Annotated in this window: 22 protein-coding genes, 1 pseudogene and 2 riboswitches; of the genes and pseudogenes, 15 read left to right on the plus strand and 8 right to left on the minus strand. The window is 71.3% G+C overall.

The window, feature by feature from the left end; genetic code table 11:
* Positions 1 to 68 precede the first annotated feature (68 nt).
* Complete coding sequence (gene metE, locus CG723_RS10505; protein WP_100593011.1) at positions 69 to 2387, minus strand: 5-methyltetrahydropteroyltriglutamate--homocysteine S-methyltransferase; 2319 nt, start codon at positions 2385 to 2387, stop codon at positions 69 to 71.
* 166 nt (positions 2388 to 2553) lie between these two features.
* A riboswitch (cobalamin riboswitch) is annotated at positions 2554 to 2777 on the minus strand.
* A gap of 103 nt (positions 2778 to 2880) precedes the next feature.
* A riboswitch (cobalamin riboswitch) is annotated at positions 2881 to 3078 on the plus strand.
* 146 nt (positions 3079 to 3224) lie between these two features.
* Here metE and CG723_RS10510 point away from each other — a divergent pair.
* The 6 genes from CG723_RS10510 (at position 3225) to CG723_RS10535 (ending at position 7898) form a co-directional block, all read left to right on the plus strand.
* A complete protein-coding gene (locus CG723_RS10510) occupies positions 3225 to 4217 on the plus strand; it encodes an ABC transporter substrate-binding protein (protein ID WP_100593795.1) in 993 nt (330 codons plus the stop codon).
* A complete protein-coding gene (locus CG723_RS10515) occupies positions 4214 to 5275 on the plus strand; it encodes a FecCD family ABC transporter permease (RefSeq protein ID WP_100593012.1) in 1062 nt (353 codons plus the stop codon). Before CG723_RS10510 ends, CG723_RS10515 begins: the two co-directional genes overlap by 4 nt.
* Complete coding sequence (locus CG723_RS10520) at positions 5272 to 6126, plus strand: ABC transporter ATP-binding protein (RefSeq protein WP_100593013.1); 855 nt, start codon at positions 5272 to 5274, stop codon at positions 6124 to 6126. The genes CG723_RS10515 and CG723_RS10520 overlap by 4 nt, the downstream gene beginning before the upstream one ends.
* A 275-nt stretch (positions 6127 to 6401) precedes the next feature.
* A complete protein-coding gene (locus CG723_RS10525) occupies positions 6402 to 6623 on the plus strand; it encodes a CbtB domain-containing protein (protein ID WP_100593014.1) in 222 nt (73 codons plus the stop codon).
* A 20-nt stretch (positions 6624 to 6643) separates the two neighbouring features.
* Positions 6644 to 7402, plus strand: coding sequence for a CbtA family protein (locus CG723_RS10530; RefSeq protein ID WP_100593015.1), 759 nt, complete (start codon positions 6644 to 6646; stop codon positions 7400 to 7402).
* 103 nt (positions 7403 to 7505) lie between these two features.
* The gene (locus CG723_RS10535; RefSeq protein WP_234374236.1) at positions 7506 to 7898 is read left to right on the plus strand and encodes a hypothetical protein; all 393 of its coding nucleotides are present in this window, start codon (positions 7506 to 7508) and stop codon (positions 7896 to 7898) included.
* Positions 7899 to 7929: 31 nt separating this feature from the next.
* On the opposite strand, the gene CG723_RS10540 is transcribed toward CG723_RS10535, so the two are convergent.
* The 3 genes from CG723_RS10540 to CG723_RS10550 all read right to left on the minus strand — a co-directional run bounded on the left by CG723_RS10540 (position 7930) and on the right by CG723_RS10550 (position 10169).
* Positions 7930 to 8520, minus strand: coding sequence for a histidine phosphatase family protein (locus tag CG723_RS10540; RefSeq protein WP_100593796.1), 591 nt, complete (start codon positions 8518 to 8520; stop codon positions 7930 to 7932).
* 81 nt (positions 8521 to 8601) lie between these two features.
* The gene (locus CG723_RS10545; RefSeq protein WP_100593016.1) at positions 8602 to 9786 is read right to left on the minus strand and encodes a methyltransferase; all 1185 of its coding nucleotides are present in this window, start codon (positions 9784 to 9786) and stop codon (positions 8602 to 8604) included.
* 92 nt (positions 9787 to 9878) lie between these two features.
* Complete coding sequence (locus CG723_RS10550) at positions 9879 to 10169, minus strand: tetratricopeptide repeat protein (protein ID WP_100593797.1); 291 nt, start codon at positions 10167 to 10169, stop codon at positions 9879 to 9881.
* Between the two features lie 184 nt (positions 10170 to 10353).
* Between CG723_RS10550 and CG723_RS10555 the strand changes: the two genes are divergently transcribed.
* The 6 genes from CG723_RS10555 (at position 10354) to CG723_RS10580 (ending at position 18687) form a co-directional block, all read left to right on the plus strand.
* Complete coding sequence (locus CG723_RS10555; RefSeq protein ID WP_100593017.1) at positions 10354 to 11319, plus strand: pirin family protein; 966 nt, start codon at positions 10354 to 10356, stop codon at positions 11317 to 11319.
* Positions 11320 to 11707: 388 nt separating this feature from the next.
* Positions 11708 to 12937 carry a serine hydrolase domain-containing protein gene (locus CG723_RS10560; protein ID WP_199841714.1) on the plus strand — a complete coding sequence of 410 codons (1230 nt, stop codon included), beginning with the start codon at positions 11708 to 11710 and terminating at the stop codon, positions 12935 to 12937.
* 103 nt (positions 12938 to 13040) lie between these two features.
* A complete protein-coding gene (locus CG723_RS10565) occupies positions 13041 to 13907 on the plus strand; it encodes an acyl-CoA thioesterase (RefSeq protein WP_100593019.1) in 867 nt (288 codons plus the stop codon).
* 93 nt (positions 13908 to 14000) lie between these two features.
* On the plus strand, positions 14001 to 14759 hold the full coding sequence (locus tag CG723_RS10570; RefSeq protein WP_100593020.1) for a 3-hydroxyacyl-CoA dehydrogenase: 759 nt from the start codon (positions 14001 to 14003) through the stop codon (positions 14757 to 14759).
* A gap of 21 nt (positions 14760 to 14780) precedes the next feature.
* Entirely contained in the window at positions 14781 to 16427 is a 1647-nt protein-coding gene (locus CG723_RS10575; protein WP_199841715.1) for a long-chain-fatty-acid--CoA ligase, read from the plus strand.
* Between the two features lie 199 nt (positions 16428 to 16626).
* Complete coding sequence (locus CG723_RS10580; RefSeq protein WP_100593022.1) at positions 16627 to 18687, plus strand: SpoIIE family protein phosphatase; 2061 nt, start codon at positions 16627 to 16629, stop codon at positions 18685 to 18687.
* Here the strand turns inward: CG723_RS10580 and CG723_RS10585 are convergent.
* Complete coding sequence (locus tag CG723_RS10585; RefSeq protein ID WP_100593023.1) at positions 18684 to 19382, minus strand: FadR/GntR family transcriptional regulator; 699 nt, start codon at positions 19380 to 19382, stop codon at positions 18684 to 18686. The two genes, CG723_RS10580 and CG723_RS10585, sit on opposite strands and share 4 nt — an antisense overlap.
* A 64-nt stretch (positions 19383 to 19446) precedes the next feature.
* Positions 19447 to 21414 carry a hypothetical protein gene (locus CG723_RS10590; protein ID WP_100593024.1) on the minus strand — a complete coding sequence of 656 codons (1968 nt, stop codon included), beginning with the start codon at positions 21412 to 21414 and terminating at the stop codon, positions 19447 to 19449.
* 124 nt (positions 21415 to 21538) lie between these two features.
* Here CG723_RS10590 and CG723_RS10595 point away from each other — a divergent pair, with 124 nt between their 5' ends.
* Positions 21539 to 22306: an SDR family NAD(P)-dependent oxidoreductase gene (locus tag CG723_RS10595; RefSeq protein ID WP_199841716.1), complete on the plus strand. Its 768-nt coding sequence runs from the start codon at positions 21539 to 21541 to the stop codon at positions 22304 to 22306.
* A gap of 24 nt (positions 22307 to 22330) precedes the next feature.
* Here CG723_RS10595 and CG723_RS10600 read toward each other — a convergent pair whose 3' ends face one another.
* Positions 22331 to 23818 carry an arylsulfatase gene (locus CG723_RS10600; RefSeq protein ID WP_100593026.1) on the minus strand — a complete coding sequence of 496 codons (1488 nt, stop codon included), beginning with the start codon at positions 23816 to 23818 and terminating at the stop codon, positions 22331 to 22333.
* A gap of 157 nt (positions 23819 to 23975) precedes the next feature.
* Positions 23976 to 24390 (minus strand): annotated as a pseudogene (locus tag CG723_RS49165) (helix-turn-helix domain-containing protein); the annotation flags it as partial.
* 177 nt (positions 24391 to 24567) lie between these two features.
* Between CG723_RS49165 and CG723_RS10610 the strand changes: the two are divergent.
* Both CG723_RS10610 and sph read left to right on the plus strand, forming a co-directional pair.
* The gene (locus tag CG723_RS10610; RefSeq protein ID WP_100593027.1) at positions 24568 to 25110 is read left to right on the plus strand and encodes an FABP family protein; all 543 of its coding nucleotides are present in this window, start codon (positions 24568 to 24570) and stop codon (positions 25108 to 25110) included.
* A gap of 123 nt (positions 25111 to 25233) precedes the next feature.
* Positions 25234 to 26217 carry a sphingomyelin phosphodiesterase gene (gene sph / locus CG723_RS10615; RefSeq protein WP_100593028.1) on the plus strand — a complete coding sequence of 328 codons (984 nt, stop codon included), beginning with the start codon at positions 25234 to 25236 and terminating at the stop codon, positions 26215 to 26217.
* Positions 26218 to 26405 lie beyond the last annotated feature (188 nt).

Below are 26405 nucleotides of genomic sequence, written 5' to 3' on the forward strand. Positions count from 1 at the left end.
ATGTCCCTCTGTGCGTGGCTGTCCAGGCGGGACACGATGCCCTCCGCCCGGACAGTCTCACCCCGGGATCAGGACGCGGAGAGTTCCCCGCGGACCGTACGGGCCGCCGCGACCAGGTTCTCCAGGGAGGCGCGGGTCTCGGGCCAGCCGCGGGTCTTCAGCCCGCAGTCGGGGTTGACCCACAGCCGCTCGGCGGGGATCGCCTCAAGTCCCTTGCGCAGCAGGGCCGCAGCCTCGCCGGCGCCGGGCACGCGCGGCGAGTGGATGTCGTACACGCCGGGTCCGGCCTCGCGCGGGTAGCCGTGGGCGTCCAGTTCGCGGGCGACCTGCATGTGTGACCGGGCCGCCTCCAGGCTGATCACGTCGGCGTCGAGGTCGTCGATGGCCTGCACGATGTCCCCGAACTCGGCGTAGCACATGTGGGTGTGGACCTGGGTGTCCGGCCGGACCCCGCTCGTGGTGAGCCGGAACGCCTCCGTCGCCCACGCGAGGTAGGCGGCGTGGTCGGCGGCGCGCAGCGGGAGTGTCTCGCGCAGGGCGGGCTCGTCGACCTGGATCACCGAAGTCCCGGACCTCTCGAGGTCGTCGACCTCGTCCCGCAGGGCGAGGGCGACCTGGCGCGCGGTGTCGGCGAGCGGCTGGTCGTCACGGACGAAGGACCACGCGAGCATGGTGACGGGACCCGTGAGCATGCCCTTGACCGGGCGGCCCGTGAGCGACTGGGCGTACGTCGTCCAGCGCACCGTCATCGGCTCGGGGCGCGAGATGTCACCGGCGAGGATCGGCGGACGGACACAACGCGTGCCGTAGGACTGCACCCAGCCGTGCTGCGTGGCCAGATACCCGGTGAGCTGCTCGGCGAAGTACTGCACCATGTCGTTGCGTTCGGGCTCACCGTGCACCAGGACATCGATGCCGGCCTTCTCCTGGAAGGCGATCACCTCCTGGATCTCGGCCCTGACGCGCTCCTCGTACGCGGCGTCGTCGATCCGCCCGGCGCGCAGGCCGGCCCGTGCGGTGCGCAGCTCGGCCGTCTGCGGGAACGAGCCGATGGTCGTCGTCGGCAGCAGTGGGAGGCCGAGGCTGCCCCGCTGGGCTGCCGCACGTTCCGCGTACGGCTGCGCGCGGCGGGCGTCGGCCGGCGAGACCGCCGCGGTGCGGGCGCGCACGGCCGGGTCGCGGGTGAGGGTGGAGGTGGTCCGGGAGGCCAGGTCGGCGCGGTTGGCGGCGAGTTGGGCCGAGATCGCGTGGGTGCCCTGCGTCAGACCGCGTGCGAGGGTGGCGATCTCGGCGGTCTTCTGGCGCGCGAAGGCGAGCCAGCGCAGGATCTGCGGCTCGATGTCGCGCTCCAGCGCCGCGTCGACGGGGACGTGCAGGAGTGAGCAGGACGCGGCCACGTCGACCCGGTCGGCCAGGCCGAGCAGGGTGCCGAGCGTGGCCAGCGACTTCTCCAGGTCGTCGACCCAGATGTTGCGGCCGTTGACGACGCCCGCGACCAGGCGCTTGCCGGGCAGCCCGCCGACGGCGGCAAGGGCGTCCAGATTGGCGGCGGCCCTCTCGGTGAAGTCGAGGGCGAGCCCCTCGACGGGCGCCCCGGCCAGGACGGGCAGGGCGTCGCCGAGCCGGTCGAAGTACGAGGCGACCAACATCTTGGGCCGGTCGGTGAGGGCGCCGAGGTCGCGGTACGCGCGCCCGGCGGCGTTCAGTTCGGCCGGCGTGCGGTCCTGGACGAGGGCGGGTTCGTCGAGCTGCACCCACTCGGCGCCCGCCTCGCGCAGGTCGGCGAGGATTTCGGCGTAGACCGGCAGCAGACGGTCGAGCAGGGTCAGCGGCTCGAAGTCGGCGGCCACCCCGGGCGCGGGCTTGGCGAGCAGCAGATAGGTGACCGGGCCGACGAGCACGGGCCGGGCCGGCAGACCCAGGGCGAGGGCCTCCTTGAGCTCGGCGACCTGCTTGGCCGAGTCGGCCGTGAACACGGTTCCTGGGCCCAACTCCGGTACGAGATAGTGGTAGTTGGTGTCGAACCACTTCGTCATCTCCAGCGGCGCCACGCCCTGCGTGCCGCGCGCCATGGCGAAGTATCCGTCCAGCGCGTCGGCCTCGACGGCCGCGCGATGCCGCTCGGGGACGGCGCCGACCATGACGGTGGCGTCCAGGACGTGGTCGTAGAACGAGAAGTCGCCGGTGGGTACTTCGCCGATGCCGGCGTCGGCGAGTTCGTGCCAGTTCGCGCGGCGCAGGCCGGCGGCGGTCGAGCGGAGGGCATCGGCGCCGACGTGGCCGTTCCAGTAGCCCTCGACGGCCTTCTTGAGTTCGCGGGCAGGGCCCTGGCGGGGGTAGCCGTACACGGTGGCCCGTGCTGCCGCGGCTGCGGTATCAGTGGTCACGGAGATCTCCTTCGCGAGATGAATCCCTGAGATCCCGGAGAGGGGACGAGAGCGCGAAGGGTGACACGGACCGGACGGCGCGGTCGCGTACGGCAGGGCACGCGCGCCCGTTCGGTGTGTACGCCGACCCGCCCACGAGGTCACCGGGATATCCGCGTGCGAATGGTTCACGCGCGGGCAACGGGCAGGTCTTCGGACTCGCGGGCACGTCCACCCGATGTCGGGCGGACACCTACTGGCCGTCGCTTCCCAGCCCGATCCATCGGGCCAGTGCGTGTGACGGCGGTCGTTCCAGCTCACCGCTGCGGGGCAGTCCCGGATTCCCACCGGGTTCCCTCTTACGACGCTCCCGCCTGGCGGACGGGGCGAACCAGCTGCACCGGTCACCCTACGCACGCGGGACGTTCCTGCGCGAGCCCGCCCCGCACCGCGGCCACCCTCGGAGAAGGGGCCGCCGTCTGATTTCGGGCGGCGTGGTAGCTTTCCAAGGCCAGTCGAACTCATGCCCGTCTGCCCCGCATTGCGGGATCTTGGACAGGTATGTGTCAGGGAATCCGGTGCGAATCCGGAGCTGACGCGCAGCGGTGAGGGTGACGGGCGGGGCATCGGCCACTGGACCGCACGCGGTCCGGGAAGGCGCACCGTCCGCGTGACCCCGAGTCCGAAGACCTGCTGGCAGCCCTCGCGGGCTCCGGTCGGGGCGGCGGGGGAGACCGTGCGACCGGGCTCCGCGCATGAGCCCTCGACATCGAGGAAGTCCCCGTGCTCTTCGCGTACCCCGCCACACGCCGCGGCTCGCGCCGCCTCATACCCCACGCCGCGCTCTGCCTGGCCGGGATGCTGACGCTGGCCGCATGCGGCAGCGGCGGCTCCGCCCGCACACCGGCAGCCAAGGGCAGCGCCGCCGGATATCCCGTCGTACTCGACAACTGCGGTACACGCGTCGAGGTGAAAGCGGCGCCCAGGCGTGCCGTCTCCCTCGACCAGGGCTCGACCGAGATCATGCTCGCCCTCGGCCTCGGCGACCGCATGGCCGGCACGGGGACCTGGACGGACCCCGTGCTGAAGGGACTTGAGAAGGAGAACGCGAAGGTCCAGCGGCTCGCCGACCGCTACCCGTCCTTCGAGAAGGTCCTGGACGCCGAACCCGACTTCGTCGCCGCGTCGTTCGGCGCCACGCTGAGCAAGGGCGGAGTGGCGCCGCGCGACCAGTTCGAGAAGCTGGACGTACCGGCGTATCTCTCGCCCTCCGACTGTGTCGGCAAGGACAACAGCGGCGGCGGCGACGGCGCCCGCACCAGGACCCTGAGCATGGAGACCGTCTACGACGAGATCCGCGACCTCGCCGCGGTCTTCGATGTGCGGGAGCGGGGTGAGCGGCTCGTCTCCGCGCTCAAGGACCGAGTGAAGAAGGCCACCGGCGGCGTCGACGCCTCCCGGACGACTCTCCTGTACTGGTTCGCCAACTCCGACTCCCCTTATATGGCGGGCTGTTGCGGCGCACCCGGCGTCATCACCCGCGAGGTGGGAGCGAAGAACGTCTTCGACGACACCCGCGACGAATGGCCCCAGATCAACTGGGAGACGGTCGCCGACCGGGACCCGGACGCGCTCGTCATCGGCGACCTGACGCGCCGCTCGCAGACCGCCGAATCCGCCGCCAAGAAGATCGAGTTCCTCGAGTCCAACGCCGTGACCAAGAACATGACCGCGGTGAAGAAGAAGCGGTACGTGCTGCTCAGCGGGCAGGCCATGAACCCGACCATCCGTACGGTGGAAGGCGTGGAGCAGGTCGCCGCGAAACTACGGGCGTTCGGTCTCGCGGGATGAGTGTGGAAGCGGCGCCGTCTCCGGCCACCGGGAAGCGGCCACATGCGGTGCGCGGCGTGTTCGCCTGGCCGGCGGGCCTCGCGGTGCTCATCGCCTCCGTGGCCCTGGCCATCACCATCGGTCCGGCCGACATCGGCATGACCGATGTCTGGTCCGCCGTGGTCTCCCATCTCGGCCTGGGCGAACCGGAGTTGACCCCCATCCGCGACGGCATCGTGTGGAACCTGCGGCTGCCGCGCACCCTGCTGGCCGCCGTGTGCGGCGCGGGGCTCGCGGTGTGCGGCGCCGTGATGCAGTCGCTGCTGCGCAACCCGCTCGCCGATCCCTTCGTCCTCGGCGTCTCCTCGGGAGCCTCGACCGGCGCGGTCCTGGTCGTCGTACTCGGCGTCGGCGGCGGCGCCCTGTCGGTCTCGGGCGGTGCCTTCCTCGGCGCGGTCGTCTCCTTCGCGCTGGTACTGGCGCTCAGCCAGGCCCTCGGCGGCTCCACCGACCGTGTGGTGCTGTCCGGGGTGGCCGCCATGCAGCTGTTCTCCGCACTCACCTCCGTCGTCGTGCTGACGGCGGCGGACGCCGAGACGACGCGCGGCGTCCTGTTCTGGCTCCTCGGCTCGCTCGGCGGGGCGGGCTGGACCGACGTCCGGATGTGCCTGGTGCTGCTCGTGGCGACGCTCGTGATCTGCGTCGGACACGCCCGTACGCTCGACGCCTTCGCGTTCGGGCAGGACGCCGCCGCGTCCCTCGGCGTGAACGTGGCACGTACGCGTCTGGTCCTGCTGTGCACGACCGCCCTGCTCACGGCGGCACTGGTCAGCTCGGCCGGTGCGATCGGTTTCGTCGGCCTGGTGCTGCCGCACGCGGCGCGGGCCCTGGCCGGTCCGGGGCACGCCCGGCTGCTGCCGGTGACGGCCCTGGCCGGCGCGGTCTTCCTCGTGTGGGTGGACACGCTCGCCCGCACCGTCCTCGACCCGCAGGAGGTGCCGGTCGGTGTGGTGACCTCGCTGATCGGCGTACCGGCCTTCGTCCTCGTCCTGTACCGCACCCGGAGCCTGCGCCGATGACCCAGCCCGCCACCGGCGTACCCGCAACCGGCACACCCGCTCCCGGCCCAGCCACCACCGGCCCAGTCGCCGCCGACGGGCTGCGGGCCGACCGAGTCCGTCGCGAGACCGGCGGGCACCTCATCCTGGACGGCGTGAGCGTGCACCCGGCCCCCGGAGGCATCACGGGCCTCATCGGACCCAACGGCTCGGGCAAGACCACACTCCTGCGGCTGCTCGCGGGCATCCTCACGCCCCAGGCCGGAGTGGTGACCCTGGACGGCTCACCGCTGAGTACCGTGGGCCGCGGGGAGTTCGCACGCCGCATCGCCGTGGTCGAGCAACAGGCGGACACCCAGGTCGAGTTGACGGTCGACGACGTCGTGCGTCTGGGCCGCATCCCGCACCGCAGGGCCTGGATGCCCCCGTCGGCTCAGGACGAGGAAGCGGTACGTTCCGCCCTCGCCCGCACCGATCTCACCGACCGCGCGCACCGGTACTGGCACACCCTGTCCGGCGGCGAGCGCCAGCGCGTCCAGATCGCCCGGGCCCTCGCGCAGCGGCCACGCGAACTCCTCCTGGACGAGCCGACCAACCACCTGGACATCCAGCACCAGCTGGACCTCCTCGACCTGCTCGCCGAACTCCGACTGACCAGCGTGATCGCCCTGCACGACCTCAATCTGGCCGCGATGTACTGCGACCAGCTCGTCGTGCTCAGGCAAGGACGTGTGTTCGCCGCCGGCGCCCCGGAAGACGTACTCACCGAAGACCTCATAGCGAGGGTCTACGGAGTGCGAGCGACCGTGTTCCCGGCCACCGAGCCGGGGGAGCGCCCGTACATCCGCTTCCTGAGAACGTCCGCTCACTGAGACGCCACTGCCATGCCGCGCACCGGGGCTGCCATGGCAGCAGCCATGACCAAGACCACTGCGCACGGCCCGGTCTTGGCCGTGCGCCCCTTACGCGGTACGGTCTGACCGATATTGACGATGGCAGCGCGGAAGCCGGTGGGAATCCGGCACGGTCGCGCCACTGTGAGACGAGCTACTCGCCCGGACGGGCAAGGACCTCGCGAGTCAGACCCGCAGCTGTCGTACTTGTGCACCACCGAGATGGGACGCGAACTCCCAGAGGAGGCCCTGCCATGGCGCAGACCGTCGCTCAGCCGACAGCCACCACCCCCGTTCTTCCCGCAGCGCTGCCCCTGAAGGCGATTGCCCCCTGGGCGGTCTTCTTCGGCATCCTGATGCTGGTCCTTCTCTACTTCGTCGGCGCCGAGCAGGGCGCCACGGCCGTCGTCTCCGGCGAGGGCGTTCATGAATGGGTGCACGACGCCCGCCACCTGCTCGGCTTCCCCTGCCACTGACGAGGGACGCCGCAAAGCTCATGAACTCCGCAACAGTGAGAAATCTTCTCGTACGCGGCATGCTCGCCGGCCTCGGCGCCGGTCTGCTCGCCCTGATCGTCGCCTACCTCCTCGGCGAACCCAGCGTCGACAGCGCCATCGGCTACGAGGAGGCCCACGCACCCGCGCACCACCACGAGGTCGAACTCGTCAGCCGCAGCATGCAGTCCACCGGCGGCCTCGCCACCGGCATCCTGCTCTACGGCATCGCCTTCGGCGGCATAGCCGCCCTCGCGTACTGCTTCGCGCTCGGCCGCGTCGGCCGCTTCACACCCCGGGCCACGGCACTCCTGCTCTCCGGCACGGCCCTGCTCGCCGTGTACGTCGTGCCGTTCCTGAAGTACCCCGCCAACCCGCCGTCCGTCGGGGACCCCGGCACCATCAGCAAGCGCACGACGCTGTACTTCCTGATGATGGTGCTCAGCGTGCTCCTCGCCGTCGCCGCGGTGATCATCGGGAAGCGGCTCGCTCCCCGCCTGGGCACCTGGTACGCCACTGTGGCCGCGGTCGCGTTCTTCGTCCTCACGATCGGGCTCGCATACGCGTTCCTGCCAGTCATCAACGAGGTGCCGAAGGACTTCCCGGCCACGCTGCTGTGGCGGTTCCGCACCTCGGCCCTCGCCATCCAGCTCACCATGTGGACCGGATTCGGCCTGATCTTCGGTGAGCTGGCACAGCGTCAGCTCGCCCCGCGCACCGAGGCCGTCGCGTCCGGCAGGGCAACTCCCGTACCCCACTGAGAGAACCGCGCCACAGCCCGGACCCAGACAGGCGATCAAGCGCAGAGGGCCGCCGGAACCATCCGGTCGGCCCTCTCGCTTTCTTCCGAGGGCGGAGACCCGCGTGGCCAGACACCCCCAACCGCGCCACATCACACTCGGCGGCCGCGAGGCGGTCGCGCTGACCCTGGAGGAGTACGAGCAACTGATCGCCAGCAGGCGGCAGATCGGCGGTCAGAGCGCGCGTGTACGAGTCCTGGCGCAGCGGGCGAGGGAGAGCGAGGAGCTGCTGAGGGAGATCGAGTCACTGGTCGGCTGCCCGTCGCACGGGTGCCACGGCCCTAGGGCCCGACGGGGGAGCGGGGGTCCGGACGGCGAGGCGGACGAACCCGCGGGAGTGACGGAGAGCGACTGCCTGCGATGCGCGCTGGCGGCACTGCTCCTGCGGCACCGGGTATCAACGGGCGTGCCGCCGGGGGCGGTTGGAGAGGAGTGCTGCTCACCGTCGAGCCAGTAGGGGCAGCGGTGCGCAGGTGGTCCACTCCGGGTCAGCTCCCGGCGCCGTCCTCCGACGGGCCGAGCGCCCGTCCGAGCCGAATATTCCAGCGCCCGGAGCGCCCGCTGACATCGGTCGCGGTCAGGGGCGGTACGTCGAGCCGCCAGAAGGCCGATCCGGGCGCGTCGAGGACCGTGACGGCCACCGCCCTCACCACCTCCGGCTCCACAACGGCGAGCGTCCGGCCGTCGAGCTCCGCCGAAGAGTCCAGCCAGCGAGCGACCCGTGCGCACAGGGCACGTACGGACTCCCCTCCGTGTGGGGCGGCGCCGGGGTCGGAGAGCCAGAGGGCGATGCCGACCGGGTCCTCGGCGCTCACCTCGTCGAGCGTCAGGCCCCGCCAACGGCCGACGTCCAGCCCGGCCAGCTCCGGGGCCTCGACGGCGACGAGTCCGAGGGCCGTCGCCGTCTCCCGGCAGCGCTCCGTGGGGGAGACCAGTAGCCGCTCGGCCGCGGGCAGGGTACCGGCCGCCGCCCGGGTCCGTGCCGCGGCGCTCGCGTCGAGCGCACATCCGTCATCGAACCGGGCCTCCCGCAGCGACCGGCTCGTGGCGGCAGAGATCAAGGTGACGCGGCTGGTCACGGGTTCGGTCCTGTCCTTGATGTGTTGGGCGACCGGGCGACGCGCCATGCCCGCGCGTCCCCCTCGTGGCGCTCCACGCGCCTATGAACGCGGCTCGCGCTCCTTCTTGACGGCGCGCAGGACAACGAACTTCGGGTCGCTGGCGATGAGTTCACTGTTGCCGAACAGGCGGCGCAGCTTCACGTGGTAGCCGAGGTGGCGGTTGCCGATGACCCACAGCTCACCGCCCGGGCGCAGCGCGTCGCGGGCGTCGGAGAACATGCGCATGGCCGTGGCGGCGGTCGTCGCCTGGTGCGAATGGAACGGCGGATTGTTCAGGACCAGGTCCGCACTGCCCGCGGGGAGCTCCGCGAGGCCGTCGCCCACGAGGAACTCCGCCCTCGCCTCGGGGTGTTCCGAGGGGTCGACGTTCGCGCGGTACGTCGCCTCGGCCGAGGCGACCGCCTGGAAGGACTCGTCCGTGAACACGATCTCGGCGCGCGGGTTCTCCAGCGCCATCGCCGTACCGACGACGCCGTTGCCGCAGCCCAGGTCCACGACGCGCTCGGCGCCCTCGCTGCGGGGCAGGTGCTGGAGAAGGAACCGGGTGCCGATGTCGAGGCGCTCGGCGCAGAACACCCCGGCGTGATTGGTGACGGTCCGGCCCGACACGGGGCCGACGCCGTCGGGCAGGGCGTACCTGTGCGGCCACGGGTTCCGCGGCCGGGCGAGCGCCGGGAACGGCGTGGTGAAGATGAGCCGCGCCTTCTTCTCGGCGAGGGACGTGCGGGTCGGGCCGATGATCCGTTCGAACAGCTTCAGAGTCGAGGTGTGGATCTCCTTGACCATGCCGGTCCCGATCACCACGGTGTCTTCGTGGACGGCGGACGCGATGCGGTGCAGCTGGTCCTCGAGGAGCGCCAGGCTCTTGGGGACGCGTACGAGCAGGACGTCCACGCGCTCCGGCGGGGCGTCCTGGGTGGTCAGCAGGCGCACGGCGTTCTCGTCGAAGCCGGCCCGGTCGAGGTTGGCGCGGGTCGCGCGCTGCCCGAGGTAGGAGTCGGAGATCGCGGTCGGCCGGTCGCAGTGCCCGGCCAGGGACGTGGCGAGGGCGCCCCACCGGTCGCCGATCACGACCACCGACCCCGAAAGATCGGTGGCGCTGTCGGCGAGATGCCGCAGCAGGTACTCGTCCGCGGCATCCCACGCGCGCAGCGGGTCGTGGGAATCCTCGGGGAAGCGGGCGAGGTCGAACTCGCCCCATGACGTCTCGAAACGGTTACTCATCGTCCCGCCAGGCTAGCGGAGCCGCAGATCAGCGTGCCGGGGGCGGGGCCGACCGGGGGCCGACCGGCCCAGTGGCCGGCCCCGGCCGCGGCTCAGGCGTCGCCGAAGTCGCCCGTGAACGCGGCCGCCATCCGCAGATGCGGCCCCGCCTCCTCGTGGCGGCCCTGGCGCTCCAGGGTGCGGCCCAGCATCAGACGGGCGTAGTGCTCGACCGGGTCACGCTCCACGACCGTGCGCAGCTCGGCCTCGGCGCGGCCCAGCTGGGCCGAGTGATAGTACGCACGGGCCAGCAGCAGCCGCGCCGCCACCTGCTCGGGGATCTCGGCGACCAGGTCGTCGAGAATCTGCGCCGCGAGCGTGTACTCCTTGGCGTCGAAGAACATCCGCGCGCGCTCCCAGCGCTCCGCGGGGGTGCCCTGCGTGTAGTAGTTGATCGTGTTCACCACCGGTGCCTCCTCGACCGCTGTCAACGGCACGGACCCGGCGCATATTCCGTCCTGGTGAGCGCGCGGGTCCACCCGTACGCGTGCCTGACGTGACGGCCGGGACGGGTCTAGGTTGTGAGCCATGAGCAATCTTGATCGCGAGGCGGTGCCGACCATGTGCGGCGGCCGGGGCTTCGTCGTGGCGGAGCCCGTACGTGAACTCCTCTCCCCCCGGCGCGTGAAGCTCGGCGAGTCCACCGAGGTCCGCAGGCTGCTTCCGAACCTCGGCCGCCGCATGGTCGGCGCCTGGGCCTTCGTCGATCACTACGGACCCGACGACATCGCCGACGAACCCGGCATGCAGGTGCCGCCCCACCCCCACATGGGGCTGCAGACGGTGAGCTGGCTGCACGAGGGGGAGGTCCTGCACCGCGACTCCACGGGCAGCCTTCAGACGATCAGGCCCCGCGAGCTGGGACTCATGACGTCCGGACGGGCCATCAGCCACTCCGAGGAGAGCCCGCGCCCGCACGCCCGTTTTCTGCACGGCGCGCAGCTGTGGGTCGCCCTGCCGGACAGCCACCGTCACACGGAACCCCGCTTCGAGCACCACGCCGACCTGCCCCAGGTCACGGCCCCCGGCCTGAGCGCGACCCTGATCCTCGGCGAGCTCGACGGCGCCGCGTCACCCGGCACGACGTACACGCCCATCGTCGGGGCGGACCTCAGCCTCACGCGGGGGGCCGATCTCAGCGTCCCCCTCGAACCGGACTTCGAGTACGCGGTCCTGTCCATGTCGGGCGAGGCCCACGTCGACGGCGTCCCTGTCCTGCCCGGCTCCATGCTCTACCTGGGCTGCGGCCGCACCGAACTCCCCCTGCGCGCCGAGTCGGACGCTTCCCTGATGCTCCTCGGCGGCGAGCCGTTCGAGGAGGAACTGATCATGTGGTGGAACTTCATCGGCCGGTCGCAGGACGACATCACCCAGGCCCGGGAGGACTGGATGAGCGGGTCGAGGTTCGGGGAGGTGAAGGGGTACGAAGGCGATCCGCTGGCTGCTCCCGAACTGCCGCCTGTGCCACTCAAACCGCGAGGCCGAGTGCGCTGAGCTGCGCGGCGGGTACGGCCGGGCGAGTCAAGTCCGCCTGCTTCATGGTGAATCGAGAACCCGGACAGACCGCAAGGGCAAGCACCAGCTGTCCCCTTTGTCGCGCGTCGGTGAAGGATGTCCGCAGGGGACTTGAGGAAATTCGGCTACTCCCGGGAGATGGAGGCCGTCTGCTGCGATCATCGGATGAGAAAACCTGCAGGGGGGCCGGCGGGAGTGAGTGAGGAGTCGGCGGGCCGACTGCGGCAGCTGCGTGACCTGACCGGACGGAGCCTGCGCAGAGCCGGCCCGCGCGTGCCGCTCGTGAAAGCGATGAGCGCCGGACCGGGGTGGGTCCCACACGATCGAGCACTGCATGTATCGAACACTGCTCATGGGGAGATTGATGATGGGGACTGGCATAAGCGGCTTCACCAAGACGGGGTTGAACCGGGTGCACGACGTGCTGTCACGGCATGTCGACTCAGGGAAGATCCCCGGCCTTGTCGCGCTGTTCAGCCGGGGTGACGAGAGCCATGTCGAAACGATCGGGACGGTGCGTCACGACGGCGGCGCGCCGATGCGCCGGGACACGATCTTCCGGATGGCTTCCACGTCCAAGCCGGTGTCGATCGCGGCGGCCATGGTCCTGCTCGACGAGTGCAGGCTGCGCCTCGACGACTCCGTGGACCAGTGGCTTCCGGAACTGGCCGACCGCCAGGTGCTGAAGCGGGTCGACGGCCCGCTGGACGAGACCGTGCCGGCACGCCGGCCGATCACCGTACGGGACGTGCTGACCTCCACGTTCGGCCTCGGCATGGATATGACGGTGCTCGGCACGCCGATCATGAACGCCGTCTTCGAGCAGGGGATCACCCCCAACCTGCCGGAGCCGATGCCCGAGCCGGACGAGTGGATGCGCCGTCTTGGCACGCTTCCGCTGATGTACCAGCCCGGAGAGTGCTGGCAGTACCAGATCAGCAGCGATCTGGTGGGTGTGCTCGTCGCCAGGGTCACAGGGCAGTCGTTCGAGTCGTTCCTGAGCGAGCGCGTCTTCGAGCCGCTGGGCATGAAGGACACCGGGTTCCACGTGCCGGCCGACCAACTCCACCGGCTGCCGCCCCTGTACGCCCCCGACCCGGGGACCGGCGAGTTCCAGGTGTGGGACGAGGCCGAGACGGGACGTCACAGCGCGCCGCCGGCGTTCCAGGGCGGGGGCGGCGGACTGAACTCCACCGCGGACGACTACCACGCCTACTTCCGGATGCTGCTCAACGGCGGGATGCACGAGGGCGAACGGATCCTGTCGCGGGCCGCCGTCGAGCTGATGACCACCAACCGCCTCTCGCCCGAACAGCACGCCGCCCGGCACAAGTTGGCGGTCGACAACGTCCATGTGTCCCACGGTCAGGGGCAGCACGGCGGCTGGGGCTTCGGGATGGCGGTGCGCACCTACCGCGGTGACTACGCGCCCATCGGCCAGTTCGGCTGGGACGGCGGAAGCGGCACCTCGACCTATGCCGACCCGGACAACCAGCTCACCGGAATCCTGCTCACCCAGGTGGGGGCGTCCGTCCCGGATCCGGTGCATCTCATGCTCGACTTCTGGACCACGCTCTACCAGGCGATCGACGACTGACGCCGGGGGAGAACGGTGACCTGATCCCGGCACCGGAACTGCGGGCGGGTGCCGGGATCGCGAAGGGTGGACAGGCGGGGTGCGTGGCCTGGACACTTAACGAATGATCAACAGAGTTCTGGAGCAGGCGCAGCCCTTCGGTCCCCTCGGTAAGGGCGAGCGCCTCGCCCTGGAGGACGTCGGCTCGGGCGTCCTCCAGGGGTACTGCCACGCCGGCCGCGCGCCGCGGCGCGCCTATGGCGGGGCGGTCGTGGGCCAGGCGCTGGCCGCGGCGTACCGCACCGTCGAGGGCGACCGCGCCGTGCACTCCATGCATGCCTACTTCCTGCGCCCCGTCGCGCCCGAGCGGCCCGCGCGCTACGTGTCCGACGTGGTGCGGGACGGGTGGAGCTACTCCGTGCGCCAGGTGACCGCCACTCAGGACGGCAAGGACGCGCTCACGATGAGCGTGTCCTTCAAACTGCCACAGCAGGACGGGAGTTGGCGGCAGCCGGGCATGCCGGAGGTTCCGGGACCCGAAGACCTCGACGACGGCTTCTCGTCCCGTCCGGCGACGCATCCGCTGCGCACGGCGGTGGAGTACCGGAAGGTGCCGGACGTCCACGGCGCGGACGAGGGGCAGATCGAACGGTTCGGGTGGTTCCGCGCGGTCGGCGCTCTTCCCGACGACCCCGCGCTGCACGCCTGCGCCCTCGCGTACATCTCCGACGCACCGCTGGCCCCCACGGCCCTCGTGCCGTACGGGGAACCGCGGCCGGCCGGCGTCGTCCTCGCCTCGCTCGACCACGCGATGTGGTTCCACCGCCCGTTCCGGGCCGACGCCTGGCTCCTGTACGCCTGCAGCAGTCGCCTCGCGGGCGACGGGCGCACCCTGGCGTACGGGGAGTTCTGGGACCGGGACGGGCAGCTCGTCGCGTCGGTCGTCCAGGAGGCGCTGCTGCGGATGCCGGAGGAATCCGGGCCCGCGTGAACCGGTTCGCCCGGCTCGCCGCATGGACAGGATCTGCATCCCGACATAACTTAACGATCGTTCAAGAAGAGCGAGCGGAGAGACGGGAAACCCATGCAGATCAACGCCAGTTCGTCCGCCCTCGTCACCGGTGGAGCCTCCGGCCTCGGGCGGGCGACCGCCGAGCGGCTCGTCGCGAACGGTGCGCGCGTCGTCCTCCTCGATCTGGCCTCCTCCGACGGTGTGGCCGTAGCCAAGGAGATCGGCGCGACGTTCGTTGCCGGTGACGTCACCAGCGAGGCCGACGTCACCGCCTCGGTCGGCGCCGCCACCGCGCTCGCCCCGCTGCGCGTCACCGTCAACTGTGCCGGGATCGGCGGCGCGGGCCGCACCGTCGGCAAGGAGGGCCCGTACGACCTCGACCAGTTCCGCAAGGTCGTCGAGGTCAACCTGGTGGGAACCTTCAACGTGATCCGCCTGGCCGCCCAGGCGATGGGCGGCAACGAGCCGCTCGACGGCGACCGCGGTGTGATCGTCAACACGGCCTCCGTGGCCGCGTACGACGGCCAGATCGGCCAGTGCGCGTACTCGGCGTCCAAGGGCGGCATCGTCGGCATGACCCTGCCGATCGCCCGCGACCTCGCGCGGACGAGCATCCGCGTGATGACGATCGCCCCCGGCCTCTTCGAGACGCCGCTGCTGGGGCGGCTGCCGCAGGAGGCCCGCGACTCGCTCGGCGCACAGGTCCCGCACCCCAGCCGCCTCGGACAGCCCGCCGAGTACGCGCAACTCGTCGAGGCGATCGTCACCAACCCGATGCTGAACGGCGAGACCATCCGCCTCGACGGCTCGATCCGCATGGCCCCCAAGTAGCCGCGAACCGGCCCTGAACGTGTGTTCAACGCATTGACGCCGTGCTGCCGGGCCGGGATGCTCACGGTCCGCTCCTGTCCTGCGAACAGTCGCCGGAGCCGACGCCGATGGAGGACTCCCGCATGGGCCCGTTCCTGCCCGACGCCGTACGACAGCACGCCGCGCTGCACCCCCGGCGCCCCAGCCGTCACCGAAGGCTCACGGACGCTGACCTACGCCGAGCTCGACCGGCGCGGCAACCGTGTCGGGCAGGCCCTCCTCGCCGCGGGCCTGCCCAAGGGCGCCCACGTCGGATATCTCGTACGCCCCGGTGTCCTCTCGGCGGAGCTCCTCATGGGCTGCGCCAAGGCGGGGCTCGTCGCCACCCCGCTGAACTGGCGCCTGGCCGAGCGCGAACTGGTCGCGGTCGCCCAGGACGCCGAACTCGCCGTCGTCCTCACCCAGACCGAGTTCCTGCCCGGCGCGCGTGCCGTCCGCGCCGCGCTTCCCGGCATCACCCTCGTCACCGAGAGCGAGGCGGACGCGGGCGAGCACACTTACGAGAAGTGGCTGGCCGCGGCGGGCGATGTCGACCCGGGTGCCGGGAGCGAGGACGCGGTCTTCCTCCAGCTCTACACCTCCGGCACCACGGGGCTGCCCAAGGGCGTCCAGCTCACGCTGAACAACTGCAGCGCGAGCGAGGCCCAGCTGTGCGAGATGGGCTGGACGACGGCTTCCGTCTCCCTGAACGTCATGCCCGTCTTCCACATCGCCGGGACCGGCTGGCTGGTGAACGCGCTCGCCGCGGGCGCCCACACGGTACTGGTCCCCGACCTCGTCCCGGCTGCCGTCGTCGATCTCATGGAGCGCCACCGGGTCACGCACACGTTCTTCGTGCCCGCCATACTCCACCTCCTCACCGCGCTGCCCGACATCGACGAACGCGACTTCTCCGCACTCCAGTTGATCGTCTATGGCGCCTCGCCCATCACGCCCGCACTGCTGCGCCGGTCCATGGAAGCGTTCGGCTGCGGCTTCTACCAGAAGTACGGCCTCACCGAGACGACCGGCTCCGCCGCGCGGCTGCTGCCCGAGGACCACGTCGTGGACGGACCGCGCTCCGCGCTGCTGCGTTCGGCGGGCAACGTGTGGCCCGAGGTCGAGGTCGCCATCGCCGACCCGGTCACCGGCGATCATGTGGCGCCGGGTGTCGTGGGCGAGATCCTCACCCGCTCCCGGCAGGTCACCCCGGGCTACTGGAAACGGCCGCGGGAGAACGAGGCGTTGTTCACCGCCGACGGCTGGCTCAGGACCGGCGACGCGGGATACCTGGACAAGGACGGCTACCTGTTCGTCACCGACCGGATGAAGGACATGGTGATCACGGGCGGCGAGAACGTGTACCCGATCGAGGTCGAGTCCCTGCTCGCCGAGCACCCCGCGGTCCTGGACGTCGCCGTGTTCGGCACCCCTGACGAGCTGTGGGGGGAGGCCGTCACCGCTGCCGTCGTGCTGCGGCCCGGGACGGACGCGGTCACCGCACAGGACCTGATCGACTTCGCGCGCGAGCGCATCGCCTCGTACAAGAAGCCGCGGATCGTCCACTTCGTGGGGGAGCTGCCCCGCAACCCCAGCGGAAAGATCCTCAAGCGGGTCCTGCGCCAGAACCTGGCCCCGCGCGAGCCCTGAGCGGCGGGAACACACTGATGGTCGTGCCGCACATGCAGAGAAAGGCGTGCCGCAGATACGTAGAAATGCATGATAAATCCCATAAAGCTATGCTCGGAGGGTTCCCGGCGTTGACCGCTCGGGGCTGGACGGAGCGCCGGAGGCGACAGGCCCGGCCGGCTGGCCGGAGTTTCCCGGCTCACTTCTCCGGAGCGAACGCATGGCAGGAAGGCGCAGGGCGGAGATCGGCCTCGGGGAGCGCCTCGCCCTGAACCGCGTGGGCACCTTCGACTGGGACCTGGAGGAGGGCACCCTCGAGCTGGACGCGGCGGGCTTCGCCGTGCTCGACATCGGGCCCGACGAGTACGACGGCCGGCCCGAGTCCTTGCTGTCCCAGGTCGCGCCCGAGGAGGGCGCCCGGATCGGCGCCGCCGCGATGACGGCGATCCATGCGGGACGCTCCTCCTGCGGTGCGTACTTCCGCGTGCGGCGCCGCGACGGCGAACAGCAGTGGACGCATATGCGCGGCCGGGTCCTGAGGGACGAGAGCGGAACCCCGCTGCGTGTGGTTGGTATCGTGCGCGACGCCGACGCGGACCGCGCCCAGCTCGCCATGACCAGCCCCGGACAGCTCGCGGGGTGGCAGCGGATGACCACCGTCCTTCAAGGCGCCGCCGACGCCCTGTCCCGCGCCATGACGGTGGCCGACGTGACCGCCGTCCTCACCGGTCCGGGCGGGCTCGAACGCTTCGGCGCGGAGGGACTCGTCCTCGGCCTCGTCGAGGGCGACGCGCTCCAACTCGTCGCCCTGGCAGGTGAGTCGACGTCCTTTCTCGAGGAGCTCAAGCTGCACCGCCTCGACGAGTCGCTGCCCCTCGCCCAGGCGGTGATGACCCAGCGCCCCCGCTTCGTGACCTCCCTGCGCGAACTCGCGGACGCCTTCCCGCGCCTCGGCCCGTACGCGAAACGCCTTGAGCTGGACGCGGCCGCCTTCCTGCCGCTGGTCGCCCAGGCCCGCTCCGTGGGAGGCCTCGCGCTCCTGTTCCGGGGGCGCGACGAGTTCACGGCGGAGGACCGCGACCTGTGCGTCGGCCTAGCGGGCATCGTCGCCCAGTCCCTCCAGCGGGCCATCCTCTTCGACAGCGAACGCGACTTCGCCACGGGTCTGCAGTCGAGCATGCTGCCCCTGCACATCCCCAAGTTCCCGGGCGTCGAGATCGCCGCCCGCTACCATGCGGCGGGCAGCGGCCGGGAGGTCGGCGGCGACTGGTACGACGTGATCCCATTGCCCCGGCGCAGGATCGGGATCGTCGTCGGCGACGTCGAGGGGCACGACACCCAGGCCGCCGCCGTCATGGGCCAGTTGCGCATCGCGCTCCGTGCCTTCGCGGGTGAGGGCCACCCGCCGTCCACGGTCATCGCGCGCGCCTCGCGCTTCCTCGCCGAACTCGACACCGACCGCTTCGCCACCTGCACGTACGCCCAGGTCGACCCCGCCACCGGAGATGTACGGGCCATCAGGGCCGGCCACCTGGAACCGGTGCTACGGCACGCGGACGGCCGCGTCAGCACCCCGCCGGTGCGGGGCGGACTCCCGCTGGGCCTGGCCACGGAGTTCGAGCAGGAGGAGTACCCCGAGACACGGCTCGACCTGCTGCCCGGCGAGGCGTTCGTCCTGTTCACCGACGGCCTCGTCGAGCATCGGGGGCGCGACGTCACGGCAGGCGTGAAGTCCATGACCGAAGCGGTGCGCAACGGGGCCGTCCAGGCGCGCGCCATCGCCGACCATCTGTCGGAACGGGTCTCGCAGGTCACGCCGACCGCCGACGACGTGGCACTGCTCGTCCTGCGCCGGAACCTCGACCCGGGAACCCCGCTCGCGCCGCGCATCCACCAGTACCTTCACCCGGCGGACCCGCAGGGTCTCGTCGAGACCCGCACAGCGCTGCGAAGGGCCCTGGAGGACTGGGGATTCGCAGCGGTAGCAGACGACGTCGAGGTCGCCGCCGGTGAGCTGATGGTGAACGCGCTCCTGCACACGGAGGCCGGCGCCGTCATCACCCTCGAAGTGCTGCCGGGCCCGGCGCGGTGCGTCCGGCTCTGGGTCAAGGACCGGTCGAGCGTGTTCCCTCGCCGCCGCACACCGGGCGAGGCCGCGACATCCGGTCGCGGGCTGCTGCTCGTCGACGCGGTCGCGGACTCCTGGGGTGTCGAACCACGGGGTGAAGGCAAGGCGGTGTGGTGCGAGTTCGCGGAGGTGGGGCCACCTGGGCGTGCCTAAGACACGGCGAGATCCTCGCCGGTCTCGTCGAGGTGGGCCGCCATGGCGGCGACCGCATCGTCCTGTGCGCCCGTCGCGATGGCGGCCAGGATCCGCCGGTGGGCCGTGATCGTCGCCCGCTGGCTGTCGCCCCGGCGGGACCGCCCTTCGTAGCTGGCGAGCCGGTGTGCGGTGAGGATGTCCGAGAGCGACTCCAATACGAGTTCCAGCATGCCGTTCCCGGCCATGCGCGCGATCTCGTGGTGGAAGGCGAGGTCGAGGGCCACGAAGCGGTCGCGGTCCTCGACGGCGTCCTCCATCTCGTCGAGCAGCGCGCCCGCCGCGTCGGGGGAGGCGTCGCCGGACGCGACCCGCGCCGCCGCACGGGACGCCAGCGCTCCCTCGATGGCGGCGCGCGCGTCCAGGACGTCGGCGACCTCCAACGACTGTTGGCGCAGGCGGAATTGGAGGATCTGCCCGAACACCCGCGCCGAGGGGACGTTGACCCTGGCCGGCCGGCCCTGGCTCGACACGAGGATCTCGCGGGCGGACAGCACCCGGATCGCCTCGCGCACCGCGAGCCGGTTGACCCCGAACCGGGCCGCGAGTTCGCCCTCCGACGGCACGTCGTCGCCGGGCTTGAGCCCCGACTCCTCGATCAGATCGACGATCTCGCCGGCGACCTGATCGAACAGCGTGGTGCGGCGCACTGCCACGTGGGAACTCCTTAGGGGGACGTGCCGGGCGGGCCCCAGCGTACCGTTGGCGTCTCGGCGGGAATCAGGCGTGTTTGCTGCTCAGCACCACGTACTCCCACTGCCCGAGCGGGCGCGACAGCAGCGGACGGCCGTCGCGCCAGGCCGCGGTGAGGCGTTCGCCCCTGGCCGTCACCTGGACCACCGAGCGCGGTTCCGGCATGCCCTGCGGCAGCCGGAGCCGGAAGCCGTCGGCCTCGTCCGGCGACGCGTTCCACACCACGACGCGCCAGCGAGTGCCGTCCGTCAGCGCCTGTGTGACGAGCCACGGATGGCCTGTGGCCCGCGCGTGCGCACCCCGGTCCAGCCAGTCGAGTACGGCGCCCAGCTGCGCCTCGCGCTGCGCGTTCATGAGGGTCATACCGGGAGTGTGGGCGGGCCAGGGAGTGACGGCGACCCGGCCGCCCAGCGCGTTCTCGTACAGGAGGAGTCCGCTGCCTCTCTCGCGGTCGAGCTGGTCGCGGACCACGCTGGCGACGCGCGCGTCCGGCGCGGGGTCGAACGCGACCACGGTGGAACGGTCGTAGCTCTCGGTGTCCAGGGAGATCGCGCAGCCGGGGCGCAGGGAGAACTCGGGGTCGGTGCAGATCTCGCGGGCGTGCCCCTCGGGGGACGGCAGCGCCCCCGTCACGCCGATCAGCGGGCCGTAGCCGCGCTCGAAGAGGATTCGGGCCGCCACCGAGTCGAGCAGGAGCCCCTGGCCCAGCCACTCGCGCAGTTCGGCGTCCTCGAAGGACCAAGTCGCCTCTCCGGACAGGGCGTTCACGCTCGCGCCGCCCCGGGCGGTCACTGCGTGGCCCGCGGCGCCGAGCAGCCCGGCCCATGAGCCGTGCGGGACGACGAGCGACTGCCAGCCCTCGCGCTCGGTGCGGGTGCGCCGTCCGGTCCGCTCCGACCAGGGCAGACCGACGCCGACGGTCCGCAGGGTCTTCGGGAACGTCTCCGACAGCCAGTCGAAGGTGTCCCGCCACTCCGCCAGGAAGGAGGCGCGGCGGGGTTCGTCGTCCGGGTGGTTGCCGAGGAAGTCGTAGAGGCTGATCGCGAGGCCGTCGCTGCCGAGGACGTGGGCCAGGGACATCTGGGCGCCCGTCTGGCGGAAGGACTTGTTCCAGTGTCCGTAGGGCCAGCACTCGATCTCGGGGAAGCTGCGCAGGCCCTCGGGCTGCACCGTGCGCTGCATGTCCAACTGCTGGATCGCGCGCGGAAGTTCGGGTCCGGCGCCGTCGGAGTAGCCCCAGAAGTGCGGGCGGTGCACGGTCGGGAGGTCCAGCCAGGACTGCCAGTCGCGGCCCTCGGCGGCGTGGGAGTCCGTGCGTGAGGACATCAGGCCGAGCCGGTCGCCGAGTATCTCGCGCCAGGACGTGAGGAGTTCGCGCTGCGTGGAGTCCCAGAAGTCCAGCCAGCGCTCCCGCCAGGGGTGCGGGTCGCCGGGCGCGGTACAGGCCGCGACCAGCTCGTCGCGCGTCGTCTCGATGCCGGTGCGGCGGGCGAACTCGGCCAGGTGGAGCGGGCAGAAGCAGCCGCCCCAGTCGAGCGGGCGGTGGTTGTGCAGCCGGATGTCGTCCTCGATCCACACCGTGTCGACGTCCTCGGCTGCGTACAGACGCAGGGTTCGCGCGAAGTACGCGCGCCAGCCGGGGTCCAGCGGACACACCTGCACGGCGGCGGCCGTCCCGTGCTGGTCGGTCATCGTCTGCCAGGTCTGGCCGGGCTTGAGGGAGCGGGCCCAGTCGCTGTGGCCCACGGTGTGGCCGGGGTTGAGGCTCACGGCGATGCCCTCGGCGCGGAGCCGCGCGCGCCACGGGCGCGTGGCCGCCAGCCAGTGCGCGACGCCATCGAGGCTCTCGTGGCCGTCGTTGAACTCCAGGCCGAAGAGGAATACGCAGATCTCCTCGGCTCGCGCCGCCCGCGCCAGGGCGAGCAGCCTGTCGCCGGCCTGCGTCGGATCGTCGGCCGGATCCACCTGGAGTCGGAGCACATAGCGTGAGGTCACTCGTTCGCACCTTCGGTCTCGGGGCCCGGCCGGGGCGCGGGGCGACAGCAAGGGTCGCTACTTAGCAGCTAGGCTGTCAAGAGCCGGACGAGCGTCGGGCGGGCGGAGCGATCGAGGAGTGGCGATGGGGCGGTTGGCGGATCGGGTGGTCCTGGTGACGGGCGGGGCGCGCGGCATCGGCCGGGCGGTCGTCGAGACGGCCGTGCGCGAGGACGCGGCCGTGGCGTTCTTCGACCTGGACGAGGAGTCCGGAGCGGCGCTGCGCGACGAACTCTCCGGCAGGGGCGCCCGCGTCGCCTTCCGCCGGGTCGACGTCACGGACGGGCAGTCGGTCGCCGAGGCCGTGGACGACGTGACCGCCACGCTCGGACCGGTCGACATCCTGGTCAACAACGCAGGACGCAACGTCTACGCCGAGCCGGTCACCATGACCGAGGCCGAATGGGACCAGGTCTTCGACGTAGACCTGAAGGCGGCCTTCCTCTGCGCGAAGCACACCCTGCCGTCGATGATCGAGCGCGGCAGCGGGGCGATCGTCAACATCGCGTCCCTGCACGCGAAGCTGACCTGCGCCGGCATGTACCCGTACGCTGCGGCCAAGTCCGGTCTCGTCGGGCTGACCCGCTCGATGGCCCTGGAGGTCGCGCCGCACGGCGTACGGGTCAACGCGGTCAGCCCCGGCTACATCAGGACGGCACTGGTCGACGAGTACTTCGAGCAGCACCCGGACCGGGACGCCGAGCGCAAGGCGCTCGACGTCCATCCGCTGGGCCGGATCGGCACCCCCGAGGAGGTCGCCGAAGTGGTCTGCTTCCTCGCCTCCGACGCGGCGTCCTTCGTCACGGGCGCGGAGTGGGCCGTGGACGGCGGGCTCGGAGTGCGGTTCGCCTGATCTCCCTCACAAGAAGTCCCCCTGTCAGCCGACCCCGGTCGCGGCGGCGATGCGCTCCCGGGTGTGCCGCAGCTCGGTGACCACCGGCCGGCCCGTCACCAGGTCGCCGTCGTCCACGAAGCCCTCCTCGCGGTCGCGCAGCGCGTCGATCAGACGCCCGCGCCAGTGCTCCAGCAGCGCGGCGTGTTCGGGCCGCCGCGCCAGGTTCACCAACTCCCTTGGATCCTCGGCGAGATCGAAGAGCTGCTCGTGCCCGTCGCCGGACATCCACAGGTACTTGTGCCGCCCGTCGGTCACCCACTGCAGCGACTGCCCCAGATAGGTGTGCTCGCCGTGCAGGTACTCCCGCCAGTCGTCCGGGCGTTCACCGCGCAGGAACGGCAGCAGGCTGCGCCCGTCGACACTGTCAGGCACCGGAAGTCCCGCCGCCTCGAGCAGCGTCGGCATCACGTCGCGCAGTTCCACGACCTCGTCGGCCACCGAACCGCCCGCGCCCCCGCGCATCGACGGCGCGAGGTTCATCAGGATCGGCACCCGCGCCGAGCCCTCGAAGCCGAGTGCCTTACGGAACATGTGGTGATCGCCCATCATCTCGCCGTGGTCCGACACGAAACAGAACATCGTGTCGTCACCGAGACCCGCCTCGACCAGCGCCTCGCGGAACCGCTTGATCTGCAGATCGATGTGCGCCATGTGCCCGTAGTAGCCCGCTCGCGCCCGGTGGACCAGCCGCGGATCGATCACGCCGACGGCCGCCTCGTGAAAGCCGTCCTTGCGGTACGGCGCATAGTGGTCGACCCAGTCACCGACCACGGGTTCGTACGGGTCGAGCGCCATGTACTGGTCGAAGGCCCACTCGGGCGGGTCGTACGGATGGTGCGGCCGGTGGAACGACAGATAGAGGAAGAACGGCTTGGTGGGGTCGCGGCGCGGCAGCCACTCGATCGCCTCGGTCACCGCCCACGTCGTCGGATGGAGCGCCTCGGGCTTGTCCCAGGGGCGCGCGACGATGGAGTTGCAGCTGACGCCGTGGTCCGCGTAGTCGGCGGCCGGTGTCATCCCCGGCTGGCGGCGCAGCCAGGGCACGTAGTCGTCGAAGAACTCGAAGTTACGGCTGTGACGCCTGCGCGCGTGGTGCAGATAGCCGTCGTGCAGCCGTACGTCGTCGAAGCCCAGGCGTGCGCGCTCCGGGAACACGTGCATCTTGCCGACGGCCTGCGTCTGGTAGCCGCCGCGCCGGAACTCGCCCGGCAGCGTCACCGGATGGACCTGCTCGAAAGGCACACCCTCGCGGTACCCGACCCGGCCGTGCCGCTCCTGCGACTGGCCCGTGAAGAGGGCCACGCGAGCGGGGACACAGGTCGGCGTCGCGGAGTAGGCGCGGTCGAAACGCACGCCTTCGCCCGCGAGTTCGTCCAGGTGAGGGGTGTGGACGTCGGGGTGGCCCGCGGCGGAGAGGCAGTCGCCCCTCCACTGGTCCACACAGATCAGTACGACATTGGGCTGGCGCAAGAGGGGCTCCGGGTCCGGGAATCCCGTCGGCCCCGGTCACCGCCGACGGGTGGGCGACGGTGACGATCATGCCTGGAGCGGGGCGGCCCGAACAGGGTGCGTGCGCGATCGGGTCGGGCGCGCACAGTCGACTTGGCGACAAGGAGTCATGGCGCGCTCAGCGACGCGGGGACGTGTCCACGGCGGCGGCCCGGCTCCTGTACTCCGTCGGCGTGATGTCGTACGCGGCGCGGAACGCGCGGCTGAGGTCGGCCGCGCGGGGGAAGCCCCGGCGGGCCGCCACGGTGTGGATCGGGGCAGGAGCTCAGCGCCGGATCGACGAGGTCGCGACGGGCCGCCTCCAGGCGCCGGCGGCGGATCCAGGCGGCGACCGTGGCCTCCTCGTTCTCGAACAGCCGGTGCAGATAGCTGGTGGAGATGTGGTGCGCGGCGGCGACGCCCGCGGGCGTGAGCTGCGGCTCGTGCAGGTGCTCCTGGACGAACTTCTTGATACGTAGCAGGAGGGCGCGCCGGTGCGTGTCCGGGGGGAGGCTGTTCTCGGCCTCCAGGGCATGGGCGAACAGCGCGGTGACCCCCGTTCCGTGCCCGTCAGAAGATCAAACACGTCGACGGCAAACGTCCGATGGACGGATCCGGGTGCCACCCGGGACGAGGCGGATGTGCGTGCCAGGCCCCGCGAGCCCAGCCTGGTCCGAACGAGAAGCCCTAGGCTTCACGAGGCACAGGCACCGACCTCAGGAGCGCGCACCGTGTACGACCCCGCACCGGCCCACCCGTACCCCGACAGCACCAGCCCGGACGAGGCTCCCGCCCCGCATCCGCTGCTGGCGCCCGTGCTGGGCCTTCTGGGCATCTGGCGCGGACGCGGACAGGGCGGATATCCCACGCTCGAGGGGGAGTTCACCTACGCGCAGGAGATCACCTTCAGCCACGACGGCCGGCCGTTCCTCCGTTTCGAGGCCCGGGCCTGGCTGCTCGACGCCGACGGTGCGCCGCTGAGGCCGTCGGCGCGGGAGAGCGGCTGGTGGCGGCTCCAGCCCGAGGGCCGGGTGGAGTCACTGATCACGCAGCCGACCGGCATCGCGGAGATCTCCGTCGGCACCGCGGACGGCAACACGGTCGACCTCTCCACCGACCAGGTGGCGCTCACGCCCACTGCCAAGGAGGTCAAGGCCACGCGCCGCCGCTACGCGCTGACCGACGACGGCACGCTCACGTTCACCCACGACCTCGAGGCCGTCGGGATGCCGCTCCAGCACCACCTGTCGGCACAGCTGCGGCGCGTGAGCTAGCCCACGCGGGTAAAGGGATCGGCAGAAAGTGGCCACCCGGTGGTTACCCGGAAGTAACTGCGGCTGCTTTGATGTGGCGTGCTCACGTCCCTCACAACTCCCCCACAAGAAACGGGAGGCCACGTGTCCCGCGTTGCCCGCCGCACGACCGGTTCCGCCCTCGCCGTCACCCTCGCCGCCGCCTCCGCGGTGCTGACCGCCCCGCAGGCGTCGGCGGCGACATCGGCCGATACGCCGAGGCTCAAGGTCCTGACGTACAACACGTTCCTGATGAGCACGAACCTCTACCCCAACTGGGGTCAGGCGCACCGGGCGGCGGCCATCCCGGCCGCGCCGTTCTTCCAGGGCAACGACGTCGTCGTGCTCCAGGAGGCGTTCGACAACACGACGTCCGACGCGCTGAAGAGCAACGCGGCGGCGCAGTACCCGTACCAGACCCCCGTCGTCGGGCGGTCCAAGGACGGCTGGGACGCCACCGGCGGCTCGTACTCGTCGACGACGCCCGAGGACGGCGGCGTGACGCTGCTCAGCAAGTGGCCGATCGTGCACAAGGAGCAGTACGTCTACAAGGACGCGTGCGGCTCCGACTGGTGGTCCAACAAGGGCTTCGTCTACGCCGTCCTCGACGTGAACGGCGCGAAGGTGCACGTGGTCGGGACGCACACCCAGTCCACGGACTCCGGGTGCGGGGCCGGTGAGGCGGTCAAGGACCGCAGCCTCCAGTTCAAGGCCATCAAGTCCTTCCTCGACGCCAAGCACATCCCGGCCGGCGAGCAGGTCATGGTGGCGGGCGACCTGAACGTCGACTCGCACGGCACGGAGTACGCCTCCATGCTCGCCGACGGCGGCTTGGTCGGGGCCGACTCGCGGACCGGGCACCCGTACTCGTTCGACACCGAGGCGAACTCGATCGCGAGCTACCGCTACCCGGGCGAACCCAAGGAGGACCTGGACTACGTCCTGCACGTCCAGGGTCATGCGCGGCCGACGGGGTGGGTCAACAACGTGGTCAAGGAGACCACCTCGCCCTGGACCGTGAGCAGTTGGGGCACGAGCTACACGTACAACAACCTGTCGGACCACTACCCGCTCCAGGCCGGACGCTGAGCGACCCGCGCCCGGCGCCGGGTCGTGGAGGTCCGGCGTCGGGAAGCGGTTTCGCGGGTGTGGGGGAGGTGGGCCGCTCCCACACCTCGGGCAGCGCGGGCCCTCGGCACGGACCCTCTCCTGTGGCGCCCCGCGACCCCCTCCGCAAGGCTGGAACAGGGGGCCGCCGCACGCAGCATCAGGAAGGG

This window comes from Streptomyces sp. CB01635 (genome assembly GCF_002803065.1).
Lineage (GTDB): Bacteria > Actinomycetota > Actinomycetes > Streptomycetales > Streptomycetaceae > Streptomyces.

Coding starts and splice junctions, on each gene's coding strand:
- CG723_RS10565 (WP_100593019.1), top strand. CDS start 13,041: ATGATCAACAGAGTTCTGGAGCAGGCGCAGCCCTTCGGTCCCCTCGGT.
- CG723_RS10545 (WP_100593016.1), bottom strand. CDS start 9,786: ATGAGTAACCGTTTCGAGACGTCATGGGGCGAGTTCGACCTCGCCCGC.
- CG723_RS10550 (WP_100593797.1), bottom strand. CDS start 10,169: ATGTTCTTCGACGCCAAGGAGTACACGCTCGCGGCGCAGATTCTCGAC.
- CG723_RS10570 (WP_100593020.1), top strand. CDS start 14,001: ATGCAGATCAACGCCAGTTCGTCCGCCCTCGTCACCGGTGGAGCCTCC.
- CG723_RS10530 (WP_100593015.1), top strand. CDS start 6,644: ATGAACTCCGCAACAGTGAGAAATCTTCTCGTACGCGGCATGCTCGCC.
- CG723_RS10525 (WP_100593014.1), top strand. CDS start 6,402: ATGGCGCAGACCGTCGCTCAGCCGACAGCCACCACCCCCGTTCTTCCC.
- CG723_RS10555 (WP_100593017.1), top strand. CDS start 10,354: ATGAGCAATCTTGATCGCGAGGCGGTGCCGACCATGTGCGGCGGCCGG.
- CG723_RS10580 (WP_100593022.1), top strand. CDS start 16,627: ATGGCAGGAAGGCGCAGGGCGGAGATCGGCCTCGGGGAGCGCCTCGCC.
- CG723_RS10510 (WP_100593795.1), top strand. CDS start 3,225: ATGCTGACGCTGGCCGCATGCGGCAGCGGCGGCTCCGCCCGCACACCG.
- CG723_RS10520 (WP_100593013.1), top strand. CDS start 5,272: ATGACCCAGCCCGCCACCGGCGTACCCGCAACCGGCACACCCGCTCCC.
- CG723_RS10560 (WP_199841714.1), top strand. CDS start 11,708: ATGGGGACTGGCATAAGCGGCTTCACCAAGACGGGGTTGAACCGGGTG.
- CG723_RS10515 (WP_100593012.1), top strand. CDS start 4,214: ATGAGTGTGGAAGCGGCGCCGTCTCCGGCCACCGGGAAGCGGCCACAT.
- CG723_RS10595 (WP_199841716.1), top strand. CDS start 21,539: ATGGGGCGGTTGGCGGATCGGGTGGTCCTGGTGACGGGCGGGGCGCGC.